The 11,746-nt window shown below is 37.0% G+C and carries 7 protein-coding genes; 4 read left to right on the top strand and 3 right to left on the bottom strand.

Annotation, left to right across the window (positions count from 1 at the left end):
- Window positions 1–229: 229 nt before the first annotated feature.
- Together B2V92_RS14860 and B2V92_RS14865 are read right to left on the bottom strand one after the other, a co-directional pair.
- The gene (locus B2V92_RS14860; protein ID WP_293309471.1) at window positions 230–688 is read right to left on the bottom strand and encodes a deoxycytidylate deaminase; all 459 of its coding nucleotides are present in this window, start codon (window positions 686–688) and stop codon (window positions 230–232) included.
- Window positions 689–752: 64 nt separating this feature from the next.
- Window positions 753–2,189 carry an MFS transporter gene (locus B2V92_RS14865; protein ID WP_293309473.1) on the bottom strand — a complete coding sequence of 479 codons (1,437 nt, stop codon included), beginning with the start codon at window positions 2,187–2,189 and terminating at the stop codon, window positions 753–755.
- 288 nt (window positions 2,190–2,477) lie between these two features.
- Between B2V92_RS14865 and B2V92_RS14870 the strand changes: the two genes are divergently transcribed.
- A complete protein-coding gene (locus B2V92_RS14870) occupies window positions 2,478–3,104 on the top strand; it encodes a LysE family translocator (RefSeq protein ID WP_293309475.1) in 627 nt (208 codons plus the stop codon).
- 1,008 nt (window positions 3,105–4,112) lie between these two features.
- Here the strand turns inward: B2V92_RS14870 and B2V92_RS14875 are convergent.
- On the bottom strand, window positions 4,113–6,014 hold the full coding sequence (locus tag B2V92_RS14875; RefSeq protein WP_293309477.1) for a class II glutamine amidotransferase: 1,902 nt from the start codon (window positions 6,012–6,014) through the stop codon (window positions 4,113–4,115).
- A 233-nt stretch (window positions 6,015–6,247) separates the two neighbouring features.
- On the opposite strand from B2V92_RS14875, the gene B2V92_RS14880 reads away from it, so the two are divergent.
- The 3 genes from B2V92_RS14880 to B2V92_RS14890 form a co-directional block, all read left to right on the top strand.
- Window positions 6,248–8,959, top strand: a complete 2,712-nt coding sequence (locus tag B2V92_RS14880; RefSeq protein ID WP_293309479.1) for a TonB-dependent receptor — start codon at window positions 6,248–6,250, stop codon at window positions 8,957–8,959.
- A gap of 10 nt (window positions 8,960–8,969) precedes the next feature.
- Window positions 8,970–10,334, top strand: coding sequence for a DUF4876 domain-containing protein (locus tag B2V92_RS14885; RefSeq protein ID WP_293309481.1), 1,365 nt, complete (start codon window positions 8,970–8,972; stop codon window positions 10,332–10,334).
- A gap of 131 nt (window positions 10,335–10,465) precedes the next feature.
- Window positions 10,466–11,746: DUF6850 family outer membrane beta-barrel protein (locus tag B2V92_RS14890; RefSeq protein WP_349681436.1), on the top strand; the 1,281-nt coding region annotated here is incomplete at its 3' end.

An 11,746-nucleotide genomic window follows, 5' to 3' on the forward strand; every position in this document is an offset into this window, starting at 1 on the left:
TAAGAAATTAAGGACATTAAGGCTTTAAGCTACTTAGCTATCATCCATGAACCAACAGACTATTAACCATCAAATAGTTTTCAATTTGCAGTTTACAGTTATAAATGAACTATCGATATTGGATCCTGAAACAAGTTCAGGAGGACGGACTGGGTGGGAGTTACAATTAACCAATTTAAACAGTTAACCGATTAACCCAATGAACAAATGACCAATGAACCAATAAGCCTTACGATTCCATCAAAATCACTTCTACCCCAAATTTTCTTAAAAAATCAACGCCTTCATCGCTTGGTAAACCTTTGTAGGCGGCATAAGATTTGGAATAATACACCAATTTAATACCCGATGACAAAATCAACCTGGCACAGGCAATACAGGGCGATAAAGTGGTATACAGTGTACAGCCTTCTATTTTCGAGCCGTTTTTAGATGCATAAAGGATTGCGTTCTCTTCTGCGTGTAAAGCTAAAGAACAGCTTCCTTTACTATCACGAGCGCAACCAGTTTCAGGCCATTCCTCATCGCAGTTATGGGTACCTGCCGGCGGACCGTTATAACCTATTGAAATAATACGGGTATCTTTCGTTAATACTGCACCAACATGTGCGCGTACGCAGTGCGAACGGGCTGCCAAATCGGTGGCAAGGTTCATAAATATGCTGTCGAAACTTGGTTTATCTGTCATCTATAAAATCAAAAAAGCCACAGAGAAATTAATCTCCGTGGCTACAAAAATACTTTATTAAAAATTAATGTCCGCCAGAAAGTTTCTTATCGAAACTAATTCCCTGGGATCTTAAGATTCCACTAACCCTCCAGGCGTAAAATGCCAGATAAGAGAAACAGATAATACCAACAACATAGCTATACTGGATACCTGTAAATTCTGACACTGCACCCTGAGCCCAGCTGATAATACCGCCACCCATAATCATCATGATGAGGAAGCTACTACCCTGACTGGTGTGTTTACCCAAACCACTTACTGCTAAGGTAAAGATACAAGGCCATAATGTACTGCAGAATAAACCAACGCTGGTAATGGCATAAACACTCACCATTCCTTTGGTAAACATACCGATTAATAAAGCGGTGATACCAATACCCGAAAAGATCAACAACATACGGGCAGGATTACCTTTACTTGCCATATCAGCAATAATTAAAACCAAAATAATTAAAGCATATACATAAAACGGAGCCAAATCGTGTTTTGCAATAGCATTAACAGCTAAAAAGATACCGAACGCCAAATAAGGCGCAATAAATCTTAATATTTTTTGAGTGCTTACATTATCGGTAAAAGCTTCAACTGCACCTGTCCAACGGCCAATCATCATACTTGCCCAGTATAAAGAAATATATGGGGCAATATCTTTAATGGCAAAACCAAGATCTTTTTCCATATATGCCGGCAAATTACTTGCGGTTGATACTTCAACACCTACATAAACGAAGATTGCAATCATACCCAATACCAGTTGTGGGTACTTCAATGCAGAACCTTTTACAGATTTAGCATCTTCTGTCGAAGCTTCAACCAAAGCTGGTCTGTCAGGCAATGAAGATAATTTTAAGAAAATGGCAACAGCAATAAAAGCCACACCTAAAATCAGGTAAGGAATTTTAACACTTTCAACACTGATATCGGTACTGGCGTTTGCCGCAGAACCAAAAATAGCAAAGCTCACAATTAACGGGCCGATTGTAGTACCAAAGTTATTGATACCGCCTGCCAAAGTTAAACGTTGCGAACCGGTTGTAATTGGCCCTAATGCAATAGCCAATGGGTTGGCCACTGTTTGTTGTAAAGAGAAACCCAATGCCACAATAAACAAACCCGAAAGCATTAAAGGGAACGAGTGAAGATTCGCTGCTGGATAAAACAATAGGGTTCCGAGTGCAGAAATAACCAATCCAAGTGCCAATGAGTTTTTATATCCCAGTTTGTTAACAATATCCTGCCCCATTATAACAGAAATACCATTGTAGATTAAAGCGCCCACCGTATAGGCAATATAAAAAGCTAATGAAACCAATTGACTCTCGGCCTGGGATAAATCGAAAGCTTTTTTAAATACCGGTATCAAAATATCATTACTGGCGGCCACAAAGCCCCAGAAAAAGAATACCGTAACCAAAGGAATAAACTGCCCCCACTTGGTTTGTGTTTGTTCTGAACTCATTTTTTAAATTTAGTTTTAGTGGCTCTAAACATAAATAAAAAAAACAATAAACAATACATGGTAACGAAATTAGTGTATTTAGCACACTAAGCTTTAAAACAACCAACCTGGTAAAGTGTTAAACCTTAGCCGATCTGTTTTTATAATACTTTATCCAGAACGGATATAAATTTTCAAATTAAAAAATGTTACACATCCTTTTTTCGTTTACAGATAAAATAGATGTCGATAATGTTGGTTGTTTAAACTATAAAATTGCATATTCGCAAATCGTAAAAACAAAAACGCATGTTTGAAGCCATTTTATTAGGTATTGGTGCAGGGATTATTTCGTCGTTTTTAACCGGACCGGTATTTTTTGCCATGATTAAAACCAGCATAGAAAGAGGCTTCAAAGCTGGGTTTTCTTTAGCCATCGGCGTGATTATTAGCGACATTATCCTAATCGGCCTGGTCCTTTTTGGCAGTCAGTTTTTTGATTACAAAGCAGAATTTGATAAATATGTAGGCTCTATTGGGGGCCTATTTTTGTTAGCAGTGGGTATATATTACCTGGTTTCTAAAATAACCATACATTACGATAACTCAACTTTTAAAAAAGTAAGCAAACGTGGATATGTACTAAAAGGTTTTTTAATGTGTATCCTCACGCCTTCAACCCTCATGTTCTGGATTATCGTAAGCGGCATTATATCGGTTAAGCTGAACAATATGCTCAACGAAAAACTGGTCTGCTTTTTTATCGCTATGGCAACACAATTAAGCATCGATGGTGCAAAAAGTTTCTATTCAAGCAAACTCCGCTATAAAATAAAAGAGGATGCATTAAAGAAACTGAATAAAATCGCTGGCGTAATCATTATCTTTTTTGCCTTCTGGCTGATCGTAAAAACTTATCTGAAATTTTACGCGTAGGTTTTTATTACTACCGAGTTCACAAAGAATATCACAGAGGGCACCGAGTATTTTTAGCCACGGAAACACAGATCATACAGAGATATTTAATTGTTTTTTGTTTTTATTGAAAAGCAGGTATAGTGCTACTATCAAGCGGTAGTCCTGCCAATGCTGCAAGTCCTCACTCGTGCCTCGTTCCGGGCTTTACGCGAATGTCAGGTTTAGGTGGCAACAACACAAAAAAAAACGTAACGTAGCGCCCGTGAGGGTACAAACCATATATAAAAATCTGCGTTTCAATCCGCTAATCTGCGGGAACAGAAAATACAAATTGCCATTTTGAACATTATGCTTGTATTTCGTGAAGACACGAACCACGGAGTGGGACTATATATAAAATCTGCGTTTCAATCTGCTTAATCTGTGGGAGCAAAAAATACAAATTGCTATTTTGAACATTATGCTTGTATTTCGTGAGGAAACGAACCACGGAATTGGACTATATAAAATCTGCGTTTCAATCCGCTAATCTGCGGGAGCAAAAAATACAAATTGCTACTCAAGCATCATGTTTGTGTTTCGTGAGGACATTAACCACGGAGTTGGACTATATAAAATCTGCGTTTCAATCTGCTAATCTGCGGGAACAAAAAATATAAATCACTATTTTGAACATCATGTAGTGTTTCGTGAAGACACGAACCACGGAGTTGGACTATATATAAAATCTGCGTTTCAATCTGCTTAATTTGCGGGAACATAAAATACAAATTGCCATTTTGAATATCATGCTTGTGTTTCGTGAGGACACGAACCACTGAGTTGGATGTTTGTTTAAGGTATGATAATATGAGTAAAATCAACATAAAATAGATCCTGAAATAAATTCAGGATGACGAAATGAATGATAGCAGATTATAAAAAAATCTTCTTTGTGTCTTCGTGCCTTTGTGGTCAAAAAAACAAGCGCAAAAAAATAGCCCATATAAAAATATGAGCTATCTATTATTCAAAGTATTTTAGGGGCTAATATGCCCTTTGGTTGTTTCCTTCTTTCCAGTTAACAAAAGCTTTATTTACCACTTTGTTACCGCCCGGGGTTGGGTAATTTCCTGAGAAGTACCAGTCGCCTTTGTTTTTCGGACAAGCCTCATGCAAATTCTCTAAGCTTTGGTAAATTACCTCAACCTCTGCAACTGTACCTTTAGGGGTAATAATCTGCGCAATTTTGGCCGAAATTTCTTCCGGGGTAAAGGGTTTATAAATTTCCTTAACGTGGTTTACAATTTCTTCTTTCGGTAAAAGTAACGAAGCTTTACATTTGGTATAAACATCTTCAATTACCTGCCACATGCCACGCTCGGTAAGCAACTGTATAGCTGCATCAAATGCCACAAACTGTCCCATCCTGCTCATATCGATACCATAACAATCAGGGTAACGGATCTGAGGTGCAGAAGAAACAATAATGATCTTTTTAGGATGCAAACGGTCTACAATTTTAATGATACTCTGTTTCAAAGTAGTACCACGAACGATCGAATCATCCAATGCGACCAAAGTATCCTGGTGGTTGTTGATAATACCATAAGTGGTATCGTAAACGTGTGCCACCATTTCGCTCCTATCGGCATCCTGTGTAATAAACGTTCTTAGTTTTACGTCTTTTACCGCAAGTTTTTCTACCCGTGGGGCAAGCGACAATAAATCGTCTAATTGCTCATCGGTTAGCTGTTCTTTCCGATGCAAAAGTGTTTCTTTCTGGTGGTTTCGTACATAACGCTGAACGCCATCAACCATACCAAAAAATGCCACCTCGGCCGTATTCGGGATGAAAGAGAATACTGTATTTTTAAGATCGTAATTAACTGCTTTCAGAATTTTATCGCTTAACAAACGGCCAAGCTGTTTACGTTCGCGGTAAATTTCCACATCACTTCCTTTCGAGAAATAGATGCGTTCGAACGAGCATGATAATCTTTCGGTAGGCTCGCGGAACTGCTCCATGCTTACCTCGCCGTTTTTCTTGATAATTAAAGCATGACCCGGGTCGATTTCTTTTACATCTTTAAACTGGATATTAAATGCAGTTTGCAAAGCCGGCCTTTCGGAAGCAGCAACCACAATCTCATCATCGTAATAATAATAAGCCGGACGGATACCAGCCGGATCGCGCATAATAAACGAATCGCCGTTACCCACCATACCGCAGATAGAATAACCCCCATCCCAGGTTTTGGCCGAGCGGCGCAGAATGTTCGCGATATCGAGGTTATCAGATATTTTGTGCGTAATGGCAACGTTATCGTGTCCTTCTTTTTTGTACTGATCGAAAAGCTCCTGGTTCTCATCGTCTAAAAAGTGGCCGATTTTCTCCAGTACCGTTACCGTATCTGCTTTCTCTTTAGGATGTTGCCCCAGCTCGTATAATTGCTCCAATAACTCATCAACATTGGTCATGTTAAAGTTACCGGCAATCACCAGGTTACGGGTCATCCAGTTGTTCTGCCTTAAAAAAGGGTGGCAATTTTCGATGCTGTTTTTACCATGTGTACCATAACGCAAATGGCCCATTAACACCTCGCCGATAAAGCTTACGTTGTTTTTGAGCCATTCTGTATCCTGCATTAATTCAGGCGTATTTTCTTGGATATCAACAAATTTGTTCTGTACATATTCGAAGATATCAGCTACCGCATTGGATGCCATGCTCCGGTATCGGCTGATGTACCTACTGCCCGGTTTCATATCCAGTTTAATGGTGGCAATACCTGCGCCATCCTGGCCCCGGTTATGCTGTTTTTCCATTAAAAGGTATAACTTGTTAAGGCCGTAAAGTGCTGTACCGTACTTTTGCTGGTAGTAAGAAAGTGGTTTTAACAGGCGAATAAAAGCGATTCCGCATTCGTGTTTTATCTGATCACTCATTGTGTGGATTTGAAGCCGCAAAGTTATCCTTTTAAACCATTAGAACCTAAACAAAAGTGTTTTCTTTTGTCACATCGACGTTAATTTGATTTTTAACTAAAACGGCACATAATTGTAAGAATTAGGCTACAAAGGTTAAATTATCTAGAATTAGTCTAAATAATTTTGTTGAAAAGCGATAAAAACCCATCTTTGCAGAATCATTAGAATCAGTCTAATTAAGAATACAGGGTTTGGGAAAGTTTTTGAAATTTTTTATCGTTTTTATCATCTGCTGCTATGCATCGGTTGCATCGGCGCAAAATGTTGTTATTAAGGGGAAGGTTGTTGACGGGAAAAATCAACCATTAGAATTTGCAACAGTTTTTTGCGAAGAAACACAATTGTATGCTTTTACTGATCAGAAAGGAGTGTTTTCCATTTCGGTTCCATCAAGTTTAAATCAGATCAGCTTAAGGTTTACTGCTGTTGGTAAAAAATCAGTGGAAAGAAAGGTAGAAAAGAAAGATTTTTTAGAAAAAATCGATATCATTTTAATTGAGAATAGCTTAACCTTAAGTGATATTGAAGTTTATGCAACCTACTCTAAAAGCAAGAACTCTATTTCTTCTATAACCTTTGATGAAGAAGCCATAGAGCGGATACAGGCATTTAGCCTAATGGATGTATTAAATACATTACCTGGAAAACAATTGGTTGCACCGAATATCAATATTGCACAAACACTTACGTTAAGAAATACATTGGGCGGAACCTACGATCTGAATAATTCGCTGGGTATACCAATTATTGTTGATGGAATAAGGCTTTCGAATGATGCAAACATGCAATCGCGCCCCGCAACGCAGTGGGGAATGGGTGCGGTAGTGCCTGCAACCAACTCTGGCTCAGCAACGGATGTTCCATTTAGAGGGATAGATTTAAGGGAAATTCCGGTAGAATCAATAGAAAAGATCGAAGTGATACAGGGGGTTGCCTCAGCCGAATATGGAGAATTAACGGATGGTGCAATTCTTATCGAAAGAAAAGCAGGTAAATCTCCTTTACAATTTACAACCAACATTAATGCTGGATCGTATAATTATTCTTTAAATAAGGGCTTTAACCTACCTGGCAAAATGGGTGGCTTAACCACTGATTTCAACTATGCTATTTCTAACGATAACCCAACTGACAATTTTCAGGAATATAGACGGTATGGAGCCGCCTTACGTTGGCAATACAATGTTAATAGTTTTATCAGAAATAAATTCAGCGTAGACTATAACCGTAAATTAGATATTAACAAAATTGATCCTGATGATGGTAGCCGAAGAGAATACTATTCAAAGCAAGAAGGGATTAGGCTATCCAATACCACAGACTTTAAGATATCTTCCCGGTACGTTAACAATGTTAATCTAACGCTTTCTTATTCAGAAACAAATCAAGAAAGTTATTCGCAATGGTTTTTAAATCAGGCAGCAAAGGGTTATACTGCAAAGGATACCACTGGCATATACAAAGGAATAGTTTTAGGTGGTCAATATCTAGCTGTTGAGGAAATTATTGGCAACCCCATAACAGCAAGTGGAAATTTAAAATTTATAAGTTTTTTTAATCTAAGCAACTCCCGTCATAATTTATCATATGGTATAAATGTGAATTATACCAATAATGGAGGGAAGGGGATTATCTCCGATCCTGATCGTCCACGGTTTGTTAATTATAATAGTACAAATGTCCGCCCTTACTCATTTGAACTTAATCCTTCTATAATTAATTCAGGCTTTTATTTCACTGACAATATCACATATAAACTTTTTGAAAAAAAAATTACTTCAAATTTAGGAGTCCGGTTTGATTCGCAAAATGGGTCGCTTTCGATACAACCAAGATTAAGTACGCAGGTTAATTTAAGCAAGGAATGGAATGTTGGACTTGCGTATGGTATTTCTTCAAAGTCGCCCACACTGGCCCATCAATATCCGCCACCAGCCTGGATAGATATTCCACTTATTTTTGCCCTTAATACAGAAGCTGCCCTGTATCTTGTTTATACCCAAAAGTTTCAAGCCGCCAATCCAGATCTGAAACCTAGTAAATCAAACCAGGCAGAGTTTACCTTAAACTTTACCAACAAAACATTTAGTTCGAGGTTGAATGTGTTTTATAAAGGAGCCCGAAACGGTTTTAGTAATGTAAGACAATATCAACAATTTGTTTTACCAAATTATAACTATAGTTATGACGCATCATTAAAACAAATTGTTTATCAGGAGAATGGAACCTATACTCCCTATTTTGGCAATTCGTTTTATACAATTTCAAATCTATCCAATTCAGATACTTATGGATTCGATTGGAGTATAAATTTCAGTAAAATCCAAGCAATTAATACGAATATATCTACTAGTACATCATATATATTATCACAGGAGAATAATCCAATTTTGGATGCTATTTACCTTGCCACACCGGTTGTTATAAATGGAAAGAACATCAATTACGCCCTATTCAAGCCATTAACAAACGATAAAAAATATGTTATAACGAGCAAGCTTAATACCACAACACACATACCTAAATTAGGTTTTGTGGTAATGACCAATACCGATATTTTTTGGGCCAACAGAAGAAAATCGAAATACAATGATAAGTTGCAGCAAGCTTCGGGCTACTTAGATCAAAATCTGCAAACGATCTTATTTAATGATGGCCAAGCCAATCCTATTCCGCCAAGAAATTTATCACTTTCAAATTCCGACCAGCAGCTGGTGTATGCCAATTTTTCGCTATCGGTTGCCAAAGAAATCAACAAGCGGATCAGAATTGCGATTACGGCTTACAATACCTTTAATATCAGACCAGAATATACTGTAGTAAATCCAGACACAAATGTTCCGGTAACAACTGTTTACAATTCGCCACTTAGTATAACCGGTGGCATATCATTAAAACTTTAATAAAATAGTTATGAAACAAAAATTACCAATTTTATTTATTCTACTTGTAAGTATATTTACAGGTTGTAAAAAAAACCAGGAAGAAGCACAGCCTATAAATGTAAATGTACAATTAGGCGTTGATCCCGCTAAAGTTTGGTTTGAGGTACCTTATGAAAAAGCGGAAATAACATTAATAAATAAATCAAACAATAGTAAATACACCCTAAAAGCGAATCATCAAGGTCAAATTGCCTTACAGAGTATCGTTCCGGGAGTTTACAGCATAAATGTATCATTAAAGATAACGGCAGCGGAATTTTTAGCGTTAACGGGCACTACCAGAGAAAGCGATTATTATCTAAATTATTCGTTGGATAACCAATCATATTTTACAAACGCTGATGTTAAGATCCAATTAATTAATAGCGAGGTGATTGGAGGATTTGTGATTAAGCAGATATATTATGCTGGCTCAGATCCATCTACAGGTGCAATATTCAGGGATCAGTTTATCGAAGTTTACAATAACACCTCAGAAACCTTATACGCGGATAGCTTGATGATTGCCGTAGTGTACGGAAAAATAAGTAAAAACGTCGACAACTATTCGCTGACAAATAATCAATACGATTGGAGCAAATCTATCGGCATGGCAGCAACCGGCAATGCGAACGAAGATTATATTTACGTAAAAGAGTTATTTATGATCCCTAGTGATGGTACGGGAAAAAAATATCCTGTTTTAACGGGCAAGAGTATTGTGATTGCCCAAACTGCTCTAGACCATACCAAGCCATACACCACAAATGGAGGTACTACGCAAAGCATAGCTAACCCTGCATTAACCGTAAATTTAGCTAATGCCGATTTTGAGGCCTACTTATATCCTTATGAGCAAAAATTAGATCCAGGAAGAACTATGTATGCAAGTGATGTAGATAATCCGAATGTTACAAATATGGAAACCTATTTTGCAACGGGAGCCAGAGACATGGTTTTAAGCCCTCAAGGAAAAGAATCTTACGCGATTTTAAAAGTTGACAAAAATTTTAATTTAAATAACATTCCAGCATACGCGCTACCAACAGTAAGAACAGTAACAGCAACCACAGTATTATATCCTCAATTACCAACAAAGTATATCATCGATGCTGTTGAAATAGAAGCTATCATATCTTCAGATCAAACACCAAGACGACTACCTATGGCTTATGATTCTGGCGCTGCGTCGGTAACAGGCGGGCCATATTCAAGTCAATCGGTAATTCGTAAAACAGCAAAAATAATCGCAGGTAGAAGAGTTTTGCAAGACACAAATAACTCACGTAATGATTTCGGCTTGTTAAATAAAGCCAATCCAAATAAAGATGATGCATCATTTCTTGCTCAATAAATTTTATGTCAAGTAATAAATCTTTTAAGATAACCTTTATATTTTTTTTCTTTTCCTTTCTGGCGAATGCTCAGAATGGAAAAGATACTGTTGGTTTTTTCAATCAAGATCAGAAATTACTTGACAACGTGATGTTCTCTCCAACATTTTCCAGTAATTATTCTTTGAAAAGCTATGGTTCTCTGCAGTTAGACTTCAAACATGAAACAGGTGGGTTGAGGCGAGCACAAGAAGCATATTCGGTAAATGCACCCAGTTTTTTAGCCAAAGGTTTTAATGTTTTGGCTAGGTTTAGGATCGCTGCCAGCTTCGAATTTAATAGTTCTTCGGAAGACAGCTTGGCTAATGGACAAAAAAACAATCTTGAAGATTTTACAACATACTATCCATATGCAAATAAAAGTGGCAATTATAATCGTCAGAATTACATCGTAAAAACATCATTAAGTTACTCCACCTTAAATAACCATTTTGTCCCGTTTATAAATTTAGACTATCAGAAACACCAAAGCTCTGGCACAGTAGATCCGCGCTTAAGTTCAAATCGGTTTATTTTTAAAGTAAAGCCAGGTATCAATTTAAATTTCAAGAAGAATGCAATTGGACTATATGGAATAATTGGTAAAGCAGATGAACAGGTGTCATTAGCTTACAAAAACGACAACTATAAAACAAGCTTACTGTACCTCGATCGTATCCACTATATGAACTATGGTTATGGAAGCTCTATTATTAAAGATTCGAGCAATATTTTTAAGTTTGATGACTATAAAGGTTTAGGTATTCAGTATGCCACAGGTATTAAAAATTGGAACCTTCAATTTGGAACTGAATACCAGTTATATATAAACAAAAACTTTAACAAAAGAAAAACAATACCCGGTGCAGGCGTAATTGGAATTTTTAACTTAAACACCACAACTGCATCGTTATTATTAACAAATAGGGAAAGCAAAAAAAATGATCAGCAAATTGAGTTAAATTTTGCCTACAACGAGGGATATGATGGAAACCTAAAAACATCAGGAAGTTTAAACAAAGTTAATTATAGGGTTAATGCCTTAAATATTAATGCATCTTATCTCTTTCTGTGGAATAAAAACAAAAGGATTTCAAAAGAAATCGGTTTAAATTTTCTGTACAATCAAAATGATAAACAGGATATAAATCAATCCGACGGCTTATCGTACGAACAACTTCAAATTGGTTTAAACACAAGGATATATTATATAATCGACCCACAAAGCCGGCTTAAATTTGCCGTTTCCCCATATTATATCACACCTTTAAGCACCACCTTAAAATATAACCCAAATTCTTTAACCGATTTTATCCGTAATGTGGTGTTTACAGATTATTACTATTTTGAAAGCAAAGCAGTAGGCGCAGAAATAAGCGGTGAATACCGCTCT

The organism is Pedobacter sp. UBA5917, assembly GCF_002432345.1.
Taxonomy (GTDB): Bacteria; Bacteroidota; Bacteroidia; order Sphingobacteriales; family Sphingobacteriaceae; genus Pedobacter.